This window comes from Streptomyces sp. 12E (genome assembly GCF_055633275.1).
Map to the genome: position 1 here is coordinate 5,353,094 of NZ_JBVNCJ010000001.1, position 13,304 is coordinate 5,366,397.

8 protein-coding genes are annotated in these 13,304 nt (G+C 72.7%); 7 read left to right on the forward strand and 1 reads right to left on the reverse strand.

Annotation, left to right across the window (positions count from 1 at the left end):
- Positions 1-4 precede the first annotated feature (4 nt).
- The 4 genes from ACZ8ZB_RS24805 to ACZ8ZB_RS24820 are packed head-to-tail and all read left to right on the forward strand — an operon-like array spanning position 5 to position 7,132.
- Positions 5-2,203: a 1,4-beta-glucanase gene (locus ACZ8ZB_RS24805; protein WP_470739837.1), complete on the forward strand. Its 2,199-nt coding sequence runs from the start codon at positions 5-7 to the stop codon at positions 2,201-2,203.
- Positions 2,203-4,173 carry a beta-galactosidase gene (locus ACZ8ZB_RS24810; protein WP_470739838.1) on the forward strand — a complete coding sequence of 657 codons (1,971 nt, stop codon included), beginning with the start codon at positions 2,203-2,205 and terminating at the stop codon, positions 4,171-4,173. Before ACZ8ZB_RS24805 ends, ACZ8ZB_RS24810 begins: the two co-directional genes overlap by 1 nt.
- The gene (locus ACZ8ZB_RS24815) at positions 4,170-6,383 is read left to right on the forward strand and encodes a glycosyl hydrolase family 95 catalytic domain-containing protein (RefSeq protein ID WP_470739839.1); all 2,214 of its coding nucleotides are present in this window, start codon (positions 4,170-4,172) and stop codon (positions 6,381-6,383) included. Before ACZ8ZB_RS24810 ends, ACZ8ZB_RS24815 begins: the two co-directional genes overlap by 4 nt.
- A gap of 35 nt (positions 6,384-6,418) precedes the next feature.
- The gene (locus tag ACZ8ZB_RS24820; RefSeq protein WP_470739840.1) at positions 6,419-7,132 is read left to right on the forward strand and encodes a glycoside hydrolase family 12 protein; all 714 of its coding nucleotides are present in this window, start codon (positions 6,419-6,421) and stop codon (positions 7,130-7,132) included.
- A 62-nt stretch (positions 7,133-7,194) separates the two neighbouring features.
- Here the strand turns inward: ACZ8ZB_RS24820 and ACZ8ZB_RS24825 are convergent, their stop codons facing one another.
- Entirely contained in the window at positions 7,195-8,205 is a 1,011-nt protein-coding gene (locus ACZ8ZB_RS24825; protein WP_470739841.1) for a LacI family DNA-binding transcriptional regulator, read from the reverse strand.
- Between the two features lie 320 nt (positions 8,206-8,525).
- Between ACZ8ZB_RS24825 and ACZ8ZB_RS24830 the strand changes: the two genes are divergently transcribed.
- The 3 genes from ACZ8ZB_RS24830 to ACZ8ZB_RS24840 all read left to right on the forward strand — a co-directional run bounded on the left by ACZ8ZB_RS24830 (position 8,526) and on the right by ACZ8ZB_RS24840 (position 13,160).
- Positions 8,526-10,475 carry an acyl-CoA dehydrogenase family protein gene (locus ACZ8ZB_RS24830; RefSeq protein WP_470739842.1) on the forward strand — a complete coding sequence of 650 codons (1,950 nt, stop codon included), beginning with the start codon at positions 8,526-8,528 and terminating at the stop codon, positions 10,473-10,475.
- A 121-nt stretch (positions 10,476-10,596) separates the two neighbouring features.
- Positions 10,597-11,859 carry a 1-deoxy-D-xylulose-5-phosphate reductoisomerase gene (gene dxr / locus ACZ8ZB_RS24835; protein WP_470739843.1) on the forward strand — a complete coding sequence of 421 codons (1,263 nt, stop codon included), beginning with the start codon at positions 10,597-10,599 and terminating at the stop codon, positions 11,857-11,859.
- Between the two features lie 8 nt (positions 11,860-11,867).
- Positions 11,868-13,160 (forward strand): M50 family metallopeptidase, encoded by a 1,293-nt coding sequence (locus ACZ8ZB_RS24840; protein ID WP_470741575.1) that lies wholly within the window; start codon positions 11,868-11,870, stop codon positions 13,158-13,160.
- Positions 13,161-13,304: the final 144 nt, after the last annotated feature.

Here is a 13,304-nt window from a genome sequence, read left to right on the forward strand (position 1 = left end):
TGTCATGTTCGCGTCCCTTCTGAGCCGCCGTGCCGTTCTCGCCGGAGCGGCGGCCGCCGCCGCCGTCGCCGGTGTTCCCGCCCTCGCCGGCCCGGCGGAGGCCGCCGGGGTCTCCGCCTACCGCTGGCGCAACGTCGTCATCGGCGGGACCGGGTTCATCACCGGTGTGCTGTTCCACCCCCGGGTGCGCGGGCTCGCCTACGCCCGGACCGACATCGGGGGCGCCTACCGCTGGGACGACCGGCGCGACCGCTGGATCCCGCTGCTCGACCACATCGGGTGGGACGACTGGAACCTGCTCGGGGTCGAGGCGATGGCGGTCGACCCCGCCCACCCGGACCGGATCTACCTGGCCTGTGGCACCTACGCCCAGTCGTGGGCGGACAACGGCGCGGTGCTGCGCTCGGACGACCGCGGCGCCACCTGGCGGCGCACCGACCTCACCGTGAAGCTCGGCGCCAACGAGGACGGCCGGGGCGCCGGTGAGCGGCTCCTCGTCGACCCCCGGGACAGCGACACCCTGTGGCTCGGCACCCGGCACGACGGACTGCTCAGGTCCACCGACCGGGGCGCCACCTGGGCGCCGGCGAGCGGATTCCCCGCCACCCCGTCCGCCACCGGTCAGGGCGTCACGCTCCTGGTCGCCGCCGGGCGCACCGTCTACGCCGGCTGGGGCGACGGCGGCGGTGCGAACCTGTTCCGCACCTTCGACGGCGCCACCTGGGAGGCGGTCCCCGGGCAGCCGTCCGGTACCGCCGCGCGCGTGCCGATCCGGGCCGCGTACGACCGGCACACCCGCGAGCTGTACGTGACCTACGCCGACGCGGCCGGCCCCAACGGCCAGTCCGACGGCAGCGTGCACAAGCTGCGCACCGCCGGCGGCGGGTGGACCGAGGTCACGCCCGTGAAGCCGGGCGGGACCACGGCCGAAGGCGCCGCCGACACCTTCGGCTACGGCGGGGTCGCCGTGGACGCCCGCCGGCCCGGCACCGTCGTCGTCTCCACCAACAACCGCTGGGCGGCGGTCGACACGCTGTACCGGTCCACCGACGGCGGCCGCAGCTGGCGCTCGCTGAAGGACACCGCCGTGCTCGACGTCTCCGAGACCCCGTACCTGGAGTGGGGCGAGGGCGAGCCCAAGTTCGGCTGGTGGATCCAGGCGCTCGCCCTCGACCCGTACGACTCGGAGCACCTGGTGTACGGCACCGGCGCCACCCTCTACGGCACCCGGGACCTGCGCCACTGGGCCCCGCGGATCCGCGGCCTGGAGGAGGCGTCCGTGACCCAGCTGGTCTCGCCCCCGACCGGGAGGGCACACCTGATCAGCGGGTCGCGGGACATCGGCGTGATGTACCACGAGCGGCTCACCTCGTCCCCGGCGCACGGCATGGCGACGAACCCCGTCTTCGGATCGGCGACGGGACTCGCGCAGGCCGCGCGCAGACCGGCGTACGTCGTCCGGGCGGGCTGGGGCGAGAACGGCAACGGCGCGTACTCCCACGACGGCGGGCGGACCTGGGCGCCCTTCGCGGCCCAGCCCTCCCTCGCCAAGGACGCGCCGGGGCCGATCGCCGCCAACGCCGACGGCAGCGTGCTCCTGTGGTCCTTCGTGCACTGGGACGGAACGAAGTACCCGGCCCACCGCTCGGCGGACAACGGCGCCACCTGGGCCGAGGTCCCCTCCTTCCCGAAGGGTGCCGTCCCGGTCGCCGACCCGGCCGACCCGGCGCTCTTCTACGCGTACGACACCGACACGGGAACGCTGCTCGCCAGCACCGACGGCGGCCGCTCCTTCACCGCCCGTGCGACCGGACTGCCCGCCGGCGACAGCCAGTTCAAGCTGGCCGTGGCGCCCGGCCGCAGCGGCGACCTGTGGCTGAGCACGAAGGGGAACGGGCTGTACCGATCGACCGACGGGGGCGAGAGCTTCGCCAAGGTGGAGACCTGCCGGGCCTCCCACACCCTCGGCTTCGGCAAGGCCGCCGCCGGCGCCGGCTACCCGGCGGTCTACCAGGTCGGCTCCACCGGGGCGATCACCGCCGTGTACCGCTCCGACGACGAGGCGAGGACCTGGGTGCGCATCAACGACGACGACCACCAGTGGGGCTGGACCGGCGAGACCATCACCGGCGACCCGCGCGTGTACGGCCGGGTCTACCTCGCCACCAACGGGCGCGGCATCCAGTACGGGGAGCCCGCCTGATGCCGAACCTGAGCGATGTCACCCGCGGCCGCCTCCTCTACGGCGGCGACTACAACCCCGAGCAGTGGCCCGAGGAGGTCTGGCAGGAGGACGTCCGGCTGATGAAGGAGGCCGGGGTCAACTCCGTCACCCTCGGCGTCTTCTCCTGGTCGAAGCTCGAACCCCGCCCGGGAGAACGGGACTTCGGCTGGCTGGACCGGCTGATGGACCTGATGCACGACAACGGCGTCGGCGTCGTCCTCGCCACCCCGACCGCCTCCCCGCCGCCCTGGATGGGGCACCTCCACCCCGACACCCTGCCCCGGGACGCGGAGGGCCGGACCGAGTGGTGGGGCGGACGCCAGCACTTCTCGCACTCCAGCGCCACCTACCGCCGGTACGCCGCCGCCATCACCGAGGACCTGGCCGCCCGTTACGCCGGCCACCCGGCCCTCACCCTGTGGCACATCAACAACGAGTACTGCACCTACGACTGGGGCGACGAGGCCGCCGCCCGCTTCCGCGACTGGCTGCGCCACCGCTACGGCTCACTCGACGCCCTCAACACCGCCTGGGGCACCGCCTTCTGGAGCCAGGGCTACGGCGACTGGGCCGAGGTGCTGCCGCCCCGCCACGCGCACTACCTGAAGAACCCCACCCAGGTGCTGGACTTCAAGCGCTTCACCTCCGACATGCTCCTGGAGTGCTACACCGCCGAACGCGACATCGTCCGCCGGCACACCCCGCACCTCCCGGTCACCACCAACTTCATGCCGCTGTGGGCGGGGCAGGACGCCTGGCGCTGGGCCGAGGAGGAGGACGTCGTCTCCGTCGACCTCTACCCCGACCCGCGCGACCCGCTCGGCGCCCAGAGCGGCGCCCTGGTCCAGGACATGACCCGCTCCCAGGCCCGCGGCCCGTGGATGGTGATGGAACAGGCGGCCGGGCCGGTCAACTGGCGGCGCGTGAACCCCCCCAAGCCGCGCGGCCTCAACCGCCTGTGGTCGCTCCAGGCCGTCGCCCGCGGAGCGGACGCCGTCTGCTACTTCCAGTGGCGCCAGTCCCGGCAGGGCGCGGAGAAGTTCCACTCCGGGATGGTCGGCCACGCCGGCGAGCAGGGGCGCGCGTACCAGGAGGTCAAGCAGCTCGGCGCGGACCTGGCCCGGATCGCCCCGCACGTCACCGGCGGCCGGATCACCGCCGACGTCGCCGTGCTGCACGACTGGCACTCCTGGTGGGCCGGCGACCAGGAGGCCCGGCCCTCCCACGAGGTCGACTACCCGCAGGTCCTGAGCGCCTGGCACCGCGCGCTCTGGCAGGCCCGCCTCACCACCGACTTCGCCCACCCCGGACACGACCTGTCCGGCTACCGGCTGGTCGTCGTCCCGCAGCTCTACCTCCTCACCGACGCGGCCGTCGACAACCTGCTCGCCTACGTGCGCGGCGGCGGCACCCTCGTCTGCGGCTTCCTGACCGGCGTCGCCGACCAGGACGACCGGGTGCGGCCCGGCGGCATGGACGCCCGGCTGCGGGACCTCTTCGGCATCCGCACCCTGCACGAATGGTGGCCGCTGGAGCCGGGGGAGACCGCCGACTGCGAGGGCGGCCTGCGCGGCACCCTGTGGTCCGAGGAGCTGGAGCCCGACGGCACCGCCGACGAGACCGTCCCCTACGAGGGCGGGGAACTCGACGGGCTGCCCGCCGTGCTGCGCAAGGGCCGCGCCTGGTACGTCTCGACGCTCCCCGAACCCGAGGCGCTGCGCGCGCTCCTGACCCGCGTCGCCACCGGCGCGGGCGTGCGGCCGGTGCTCGACGGGCTCCCGGACGGAGTCGAGGCGGTCCGCCGCGGGGACCTGCTGTTCCTGCTCAACCACGACCGCGAGCCGGTCACCGTGGACGTCCCGGGAACCCATCACGACCTGCTGACGGAGGCCGCCGTGACCGACCGGATCACCCTCGGACGCTACGGCGCGGCGGTGCTGAAGCCATGAGCGCCACGCCCGTCCACGGAACCTGGGAGCCACGGCCGGCCGCCCGCTGGGAGGACGCCTTCCTGAGCGGCAACGGCCGCCACGGCGCCCTCGTGTTCGGCGATCCGGACGACGACCGGACCGTCGTCACCCATCACACCCTCGTCCGTCCGGGCGAGGACGCCGACCGGAACCGGCTGCCACCCCGGCTGGCCGACGCACTGCCCGGCCTCCAGGACCGGCTGCTCGCCGGTGACCCGACCGCCGCGGAGGGCTTCACCGACGGCCGCCCGCTCCAGTGGGTGCAGCCCTTCCACCCCGCCTTCCAGCTCCGGGCGCGCCGCCCGGACGGCGACCCGGACCGGGGCGGATACCGCCGCGCGGTCGACTTCGCCACCGGCGTCACGGAGGCCACCCGCGCCGACTGGACCAGCCGGGTCTTCGTCTCCCGCGCCGACGACGTGATCGTCCAGCACGTCACCGGGCCCGGACTCGCCCTCGACGTCTCCCTGGACCACAGGCTCCCCGGCGCCCCCGCCGGCCTGGGCGTCGGCCACGGGGCCGTCCTCACCCCCGAGGGCGCCCTGCTGAGCCTGCGCGCCCGCTACCCGGGCAGCGATCTCGCCTGCACCGGCGTCACCCTGGTCGTCGTCACCGGCGGCCGGACGGCGCTCGCCCCGCCGGGCGTGCGCGTCGAGGGCGCCCGGTCCGTGCTGCTGCTCACCCGGGTGCGGCGGCACACCGGGGAGATCGACGTGGTCGCCGAGGGCCGGGCCCTGCGCGATCTGCTCGACGACGCCCCCGGGACCTCGTACGACGGCCTCCTCGCCCGCCACCTGCCCCTGCACCGCACCGCCTACGAACGGGTCACCCTCGACCTGGCCGCCGACCCGGACGAACGCGCCCTGCCGGGCTCCGAGCTGCTCACCCGGCCGCGCAGCGCCGCCCTGCTCGAGAGGCTCTTCGCGGCCGGCCGCTACCACCTGCTGTCCTCCAGCGGCCTGTTCCCGCCCCGCCTCACCGGACTGTGGACCGGCGACTGGGACACCGCCTGGTCCGGCGCCTTCACCAACGACGCCAACCTCAACCTCCAGACCGCCTCCGCCGCCGCCGCGGCCCTCCCCGAGGTCACCGAGGCCCTGGCCGCCCTGATCCAGCGGCAGTTGCCCGACTGGCGGGACAACGCCCGCACGGTCTTCGGCGCCCGGGGCGTCGTCGCGCCCGCCCACAGCGACGGCGAGTCGGGGCACTCGTACCACTTCAGCCGCGAGTACCCGCTGCACCTGTGGACGGCCGGCGCCGACTGGCTGCTCAAGCCCCTCGTCGACCACGACGAGACCCGTGGCGGGCGCGACCCGCGCACCGCCGCCGCGCTCGCCGAGGTCGCCCTGTTCTACGAGGACTTCCTCACCCGCACCGACAGCGAGGGCCGGCTGGCCGTCGTCCCCTCCTACTCGCCCGAGAACCGGCCCGCCAACGCGAGCTGGGGCGCCGTCAACGCGGCCATGGACCTCTCCGCGGCCCGGCACGCCCTGCGGACCGCCGCCGCGTACCACCCGGAGCACGCCGACCGCTGGCGGGCGCTCGCCGACCGGCTGCCCCCGCACCGGATCAACGCCGACGGCGCGCTCGCCGAATGGGCGTGGCCCGGCCTGGAGGACTCCTACGACCACCGGCACCTCAGCCACCTCTACGGCGTCTGGCCGCTGGACGAGATCACCCCCTACGACACCCCGGACCTGGCCGCCGCCGCCCACCGCGCCCTGGAACTGCGCGGCGCCGAGAACGACTCCGCGCACGGCCATCTGCACCACGCGCTGATCGCGGCCCGCCTGCGGGACGGCGAACGGGTCGCCCACGCGCTCGGCCAGGTCCTCGACGGCGACTTCTTCCACGCCTCCCTGATGAGCGCGCACTACCCGCACCGCCACGTCTACAACGCGGACGCCGCCCACACCCTGCCCGCCGTGCTGATCGAGGCGCTCGTCCAGTCCACCCCCGACCGGCTGGTGCTGCTGCCGGCGCCGCTCCCGGCGTACCCGAGCGGCGCACTGCGCGGGATCCGCACCCGCTTCGGCGCCTCACTCGACCTCACCTGGACCCCGGACGGCGCCACCGCCGTGCTGCGGCCCACCCGCACCCACCGCATCGACCTGTGGACTTCCGCCGGCGCCGAGCCGCTCGACCTGGTCGCCGGAGAAGACCGCGTCCTGACGCCGAAGACGCGGTGACCCCCGCAATTCCCCCCACCCATGGAAGGAATCCCATGGCACCAAGCACCTTGAGCAGGATCACCAAGGCCCTGCTGGCACCCGCCCTCGCGCTCGGCGCGACGGTCGGCCTCGCCTCCGCCCCCGCGCACGCCGCCGTCTGGAGCTCCTGCGACCAGTGGGGCAACACCGGCCTGAACGGCTACACCCTCTACAACAACATCTGGGGCTCCGGCGCCGGCGCCCAGTGCGTCTGGGCCAACTCCGGCACCGACTGGGGCGTGTGGGCGAACCACCCCGACACCGGCGGCATCAAGTCCTACCCGAACTCCAAGAAGGTGATCAACAAGCCGATCACCTCCCTGACTTCGCTGACCAGCAGCTACAACGTCACCGTCCCGTCCTCGGGCGCGTACAACACCTCGTACGACATCTGGGACACGGACTACGACTACGAGATCATGCTGTGGGTCAACCACAACGGGGCCGTGGGCCCGCTCGGCAGCTCACAGGGCACCGTGAGCCTCGGCGGCCACACCTGGAACGTGTACAAGGGGACCAACGGCGCCAACGAGGTCTTCTCGTTCCTGCGCACCTCGGACTCGAACTCCGGCACCGTCGACATCCTCCCGATCCTCAGGTGGATCAAGGACACCAAGGGCTGGATGGGCAACGAGACCATCGGTGACGTGCAGTTCGGCTACGAGATCACCTCGTCGGCCGGCGGGCTGGACTTCCGCACCAACAACCTGACGGTCAGCGGCGGCTGACCCGGGCCCCGAGCGGCGAGGGGCCGGTCCCGGCGGGACCGGCCCCTTCGCACGCGGGCCGGCTACCGGCCGGGGGCCGGGCCCGAGCTCGCGCGGACCGTCAGTTCGGGCGCGATCAGCACGACCTCGTCGCCGCCCCGCCCGCCGAGTTTGGCGACCAGCTGTTCCACGGCGAGCCGGCCCATCTCCTGCGCGGGGACGGCGACCGACGTCAGCCGTACCGAGGCCTGCACGGCGACCTGCTCCGGGCAGATCGCGACCACCGAGACGTCCTCGGGCACGGCCCGCCCCTGCTGTCGCAGCAGGGCGAGCAGCGGTTCCACCGCCGACTCGTTCTGCACGACGAAGCCCGTGGTGCCGGGGCGTTCGTCGAGGATCCGGGCCAGGGTCACGGCCAGCGCGTCGTACCCGCCCTCGCACGGCCGGTGCAGCAGCCGCAGCCCCAGCTCGCGGGCCCGGCCGCGCAGCCCGTCCAGGGTGCGCTCGGCGAAACCGGTGTGCCGTTCGTAGACCGCCGGGGCCTCGCCGATGACGGCGACGTCGTGGTGCCCCCGCTTCGCCAGGTGCTCCACGCACAGCGCTCCGGTGGCCTTGAAGTCGAGATCGACGCAGGTCAGCCCGGTGGTGTCGGCGGGCAGCCCGATGAGCACCGCGGGCTGGTCGGTCTCCCTGAGCAGCGGCAGCCGTTCGTCGTCGAGTTCGACGTCCATCAGGATCATGCCGTCGGCGAGTCCGCTGCCCGCGACCCGGCGCACCGCGTCCGGGCCCTCCTCGCCGGTGAGCAGCAGCACGTCGTACCCGTGGGTGCGGGCCGTGGTGGCCACCGCGATGGCGATCTCCATCATCACCGGCACGTACATGTCCGTGCGCAGCGGGACCATCAGCGCGATGATGTTGGACCTGCTGCTGGCCAGGGCACGGGCCCCGGCGTTCGGGTGGTACCCGAGTTCGCGGATGCTCCGCTCGACCCGTTGCCGGGTGTTCACGGAGATGGACCGCTTGCCGCTGAGGACGTAACTCACCGTGCTCGCGGAGACTCCGGCGTGCTGGGCGACCTCGGCGAGGGTGACCATCCAGTCTCCAAGCTTGTGAAGCGCTTCGACAGTGCGCGCAACGTGTAGGGGGCAGGTGAGGGTGGTTCGACAGTAGTCCCACAGGATGACGGGTGTCCATAGGTCGTCGAAGCGCTTCGACAGCTTTCTTCGAAACCGGGCCGGACCACAGGGGCGTCGGAGGAATTGTCCCTCACCGCCGCCCGCCCGCCGAAGCGCGGAGCATCGGCCGTACGGCCGCACGAAGGGTGGCGGGGCGGCTACGGATCGGGTACATACGATCGAGTAACACCCATTCGGTCATGTAATGACACCGTCCCCTTCGCGGCGAGGTGAGCCTCATGTCCGCAGTACCCGAGACACCCCGGTCTCCGTCTCGGCCCACGGTCACCGAACGGGAGGCCCGTCAGGTGGCGGAGGCCGCCCGGGAACAGGACTGGCGCAAGCCCAGCTTCGCCAAGGAAATGTTCCTCGGCCGCTTCCGGCTCGACCTGATCCACCCCCACCCCCTGCCCGACGACGAGCACGTCCAGCGCGGCGAGGAGTTCCTCGCCAAGCTCCGCGACTTCTGCGAGACGAAGATCGACGGCGCCCGGATCGAGCGCGACGCCCTGATCCCCGACGACGTGATCGCCGGGCTCAAGGAGCTCGGCGCCTTCGGCATGAAGATCGACACCAAGTACGGCGGCCTCGGCCTCACCCAGGTGTACTACAACAAGGCCCTGGCCCTGGTCGGCTCCGCCAGCCCGGCGATCGGCGCGCTGCTCTCCGCGCACCAGTCGATCGGCGTCCCGCAACCGCTGAAGATCTTCGGCACGCGGGAGCAGAAGGAGACGTTCCTGCCGCGCTGCGCCCGCACCGACATCTCGGCCTTCCTGCTCACCGAGCCGGACGTGGGCTCGGACCCGGCGCGCCTGGCCACCACCGCCGTACCGGACGGCGACGACTACGTCCTCGACGGAGTGAAGCTGTGGACCACCAACGGTGTGGTCGCCGACCTCCTCGTGGTCATGGCGCGGGTACCGAAGTCCGAGGGCCACCGGGGCGGCATCACCGCGTTCGTGGTCGAGGCGGCCTCCGAGGGCGTCACCGTGGAGAACCGCAACGCCTTCATGGGCCTGCGCGGACTGGAGAACGGCGTCACCCGCTTCCACCGGGTCCGCGTCCCCGCCGCCCACCGCATCGGCGAGGAGGGGCAGGGCCTGAAGATCGCCCTGACCACGCTCAACACCGGCCGGCTCTCCCTGCCCGCGATGTGCGTCGGGTCCGGCAAGTGGTGCCTGAAGATCGCCCGCGAGTGGTCGGCGGCCCGGGAGCAGTGGGGCAAGCCGGTGGCGCTGCACGAGGCCGTCGGCTCCAAGATCGCGTTCATCGCGGCGACCACCTTCGCCCTGGAGGCCGTGGTCGACCTCTCCTCGCAGATGGCCGACGAGGACCGCAACGACATCCGCATCGAGGCCGCCCTCGCCAAGCTGTACGGCTCGGAGATGGCCTGGCTGATGGCCGACGAACTGGTCCAGATCCGCGGCGGACGCGGCTTCGAGACCGCCGCGTCCCTGCGGGCGCGCGGCGAGCGGGCGGTCCCCGCCGAGCAGATGCTGCGCGACCTGCGCATCAACCGCATCTTCGAGGGCTCCACGGAGATCATGCACCTGCTGATCGCCCGCGAGGCCGTCGACGCCCACCTGTCCGTCGCCGGCGACCTGATCGACCCGGAGAAGTCCCTCGGCGACAAGGCGAGGGCCGGCGCGGGCGCGGGCCTCTTCTACGCCAGGTGGCTGCCGAAACTCGTCGCGGGACCCGGACAGCTCCCCGGCGCGTACGGCGAGTTCAGGCACGACGTCGACCTCTCACCGCACCTGCGCTACGTCGAGCGCACCTCCCGCAGGCTCGCCCGCTCCACCTTCTACGCCATGTCCCGCTGGCAGGGGAGGATGGAGACCAAGCAGGGCTTCCTGGGCCGGATCGTCGACATCGGCGCGGAACTGTTCGCCATGAGCGCCGCCTGCGTCCGCGCGGAACTCCTGCGCGGCCGGGACGAGAACGGCCGTGAGGCCTACCAGCTCGCCGACGCCTTCTGCCGCCAGGCCCGCATCCGCGTCGAGGAGCTCTTCGGACGGCTGTGGACCAACACCGACGACCTCGACCGCAAGGTCGTCAAGGGCGTGCTCTCCGGCACCTACGCATGGCTGGAACGGGGCGTCATCGACCCCTCCGACGACGGCCCCTGGATCGCGGACGCCACTCCGGGCCCCTCCCGGCGGGAGAACGCCCACCGTCCGATCCGCTGATCCACGCGGACGGCGGGGAGGGGACGTCCCGGGAAACCGGGGCCTCCCCTCCGCGCGGGACACGCGCCCGGCCGCCGGGGCGGGGCCGGGGCCGTGCCCGCGACCCGACACAATGGGGTCCATGACCGACGCTCCAGCCCCCCTCGCCGACCCGCACCTCGTCTACGACCCCGTGGCGGGAGACGGACCGAAGGACGTGGTGATCCTCGGCTCCACCGGGTCGATCGGCACCCAGGCCATCGACCTCGTGCTGCGCAACCCCGACCGCTTCCGGGTCACCGGCCTGTCCGCCAACGGCGGCCGGGTCGCCCTCCTCGCCGAGCAGGCCCGCCGGCTGCGGGTGCGTACGGTCGCCGTCGCCCGCGAGGACGTCGTACCGGCGCTGCGCGAGGCGCTGTCCGCGCAGTACGGGGCGGGGGAGCCGCTGCCCGAGATCCTGGCCGGGAAGGACGCGGCCACCCACCTCGCCGCCTCCGACTGCCACACCGTGCTCAACGGCATCACCGGCTCCATCGGTCTCGCCCCGACCCTCGCCGCCCTGGAGGCGGGCCGCACCCTCGCGCTCGCCAACAAGGAGTCGCTCATCGTCGGCGGCCCGCTGGTCAAGGCGCTCGCCGAGCCCGGTCAGATCATCCCGGTCGACTCCGAGCACGCCGCCCTCTTCCAGGCGCTGGCCGCCGGCACCCGCGCCGACGTCCGCAAGCTCGTCGTCACCGCCTCCGGCGGCCCCTTCCGCGGCCGCACCAAGGAGCAGCTGGCGGACGTCACGGTCGAGGACGCCCTCGCCCACCCCACCTGGGCCATGGGCCCGGTCATCACGATCAACTCCGCGACCCTCGTCAACAAGGGCCTGGAGGTCATCGAGGCGCACCTGCTGTACGACATTCCCTTCGACCGCATCGAGGTCGTCGTGCACCCGCAGTCGTATGTCCACTCGATGGTTGAGTTCACGGACGGATCGACACTGGCCCAGGCGACGCCCCCCGACATGCGCGGGCCCATCGCCATCGGCCTCGGCTGGCCCGAAAGGGTCCCCGACGCAGCCCCGGTCTTCGACTGGAGCAAGGCGTCCACCTGGGAGTTCTTCCCCCTCGACGACGAGGCGTTCCCCTCGGTGAGCCTCGCCCGGCGCGTCGGCGAGCTCGCGGGAACCGCCCCGGCGGTGTTCAATGCCGCGAACGAGGAGTGCGTGGAGGCGTTCCGCGCCGGCGCGCTGCCCTTCAACGGGATCATGGAGACCGTCACCCGGGTGGTCGAGGAGCACGGCACCCCGGCGACGGGAACTCCGCTGACCGTGTCGGACGTCCTCGAAGCGGAGACCTGGGCGCGGACGAGGGCCCGGGAACTGACAGACCGGACGGCGAGCGCGGAGGCGCGTGCATGACGACCCTGATGTTCATCCTCGGCATAGTCGTCTTCGCGGCCGGCCTGCTGTTCTCGATCGCGTGGCACGAGCTGGGCCATCTGTCCACGGCCAAGATGTTCGGCATCCGCGTGCCCCAGTACATGGTCGGCTTCGGCCCGACCCTCTGGTCGCGCCAGAAGGGCGAGACCGAGTACGGCGTCAAGGCGATCCCGTTCGGCGGCTACATCCGCATGATCGGCATGTTCCCGCCCGGCCCCGACGGCCGGCTGGAGGCCCGCTCCACCTCACCGTGGCGCGGCATGATCGAGGACGCCCGTTCCGCCGCCTTCGAGGAGCTCAGGCCCGGCGACGAGAAACGCCTGTTCTACACGCGCAAGCCGTGGAAACGGGTCGTCGTGATGTTCGCGGGCCCGTTCATGAACCTGGTCCTCGCCGTGGCGCTGTTCCTCACGGTGCTGATGGGCTTCGGCATCCAGCAGCAGACCACCACGGTCAGCTCGGTCTCGCAGTGCGTGATCGCGCAGAGCGAGAACCGCGACGAGTGCGAGAAGTCCGACCCCCGGTCCCCGGCCGCCGCGGCCGGGATGAAGGCCGAGGACAGGATCGTCGCCTTCGACGGCGTCCGGACCGACGACTGGGACACCCTTTCGGACCTCATCCGCGACAGCGCCGGCAAGCAGGTGCCGATCGTCGTCGACCGCGACGGCCGGGAGGTGACCCTCCAGGCGACGATCGCGACCAACATGGTCGCCAAGAAGGACGGCAACGGCGCCTACGTCGAGGGCGAGTACGTCAAGGCCGGCTTCCTCGGCTTCAGCGCGGCCACCGGCGTCGTCAAACAGGACTTCGGGGACTCCGTGGTCTGGATGACCGACCGGGTCGGCGACGCCGTCGACTCCCTCGCCGCCCTGCCGTCCAAGATCCCCGCCCTGTGGGACGCCGCCTTCGGCGACGGCCCGCGCGAACCCGACTCCCCGATGGGCGTCGTCGGCGCGGCCCGGGTCGGCGGAGAGATCGCCACCCTCGAGATCCCCGCCTCACAGCAGATGGCCATGTTCGTGATGCTGCTCGCGGGCTTCAACCTCTCCCTGTTCCTGTTCAACATGCTCCCGCTGCTCCCGCTCGACGGCGGACACATCGCGGGCGCCCTGTGGGAGTCGCTGCGCCGCAACCTGGCCAAGGTGCTGCGCCGCCCCGACCCCGGCCCGTTCGACGTGGCGAAACTGATGCCCGTGGCCTACGTGGTGGCCGGGATCTTCGTCTGCTTCACCCTCCTCGTCCTGATCGCGGACGTGGTGAACCCGGTGCGGATCTCCTAGCCCCCGGGCCGCGACACCCGCCGTTCACGACGGCCCGGAGCCCTTGGGGCCCCGGGCCGTCGTCCTTCGGGCGGGTTTGAGGGAGCGATGTGCCCGGGCGTCGGCCGGTGCCGTAATCTCGGAGCCCGGAGCCCGCTGCTCACG

What these genes read in the sequence shown, in the direction of transcription:
- ACZ8ZB_RS24830 (WP_470739842.1), top strand. Translation starts at nt 8,526, where the DNA reads ATGTCCGCAGTACCCGAGACACCCCGGTCTCCGTCTCGGCCCACGGTC.
- ACZ8ZB_RS24825 (WP_470739841.1), bottom strand. Translation starts at nt 8,205, where the DNA reads ATGGTCACCCTCGCCGAGGTCGCCCAGCACGCCGGAGTCTCCGCGAGC.
- ACZ8ZB_RS24810 (WP_470739838.1), top strand. Translation starts at nt 2,203, where the DNA reads ATGCCGAACCTGAGCGATGTCACCCGCGGCCGCCTCCTCTACGGCGGC.
- ACZ8ZB_RS24805 (WP_470739837.1), top strand. Translation starts at nt 5, where the DNA reads ATGTTCGCGTCCCTTCTGAGCCGCCGTGCCGTTCTCGCCGGAGCGGCG.
- ACZ8ZB_RS24840 (WP_470741575.1), top strand. Translation starts at nt 11,868, where the DNA reads ATGTTCATCCTCGGCATAGTCGTCTTCGCGGCCGGCCTGCTGTTCTCG.
- dxr (WP_470739843.1), top strand. Translation starts at nt 10,597, where the DNA reads ATGACCGACGCTCCAGCCCCCCTCGCCGACCCGCACCTCGTCTACGAC.
- ACZ8ZB_RS24820 (WP_470739840.1), top strand. Translation starts at nt 6,419, where the DNA reads ATGGCACCAAGCACCTTGAGCAGGATCACCAAGGCCCTGCTGGCACCC.
- ACZ8ZB_RS24815 (WP_470739839.1), top strand. Translation starts at nt 4,170, where the DNA reads ATGAGCGCCACGCCCGTCCACGGAACCTGGGAGCCACGGCCGGCCGCC.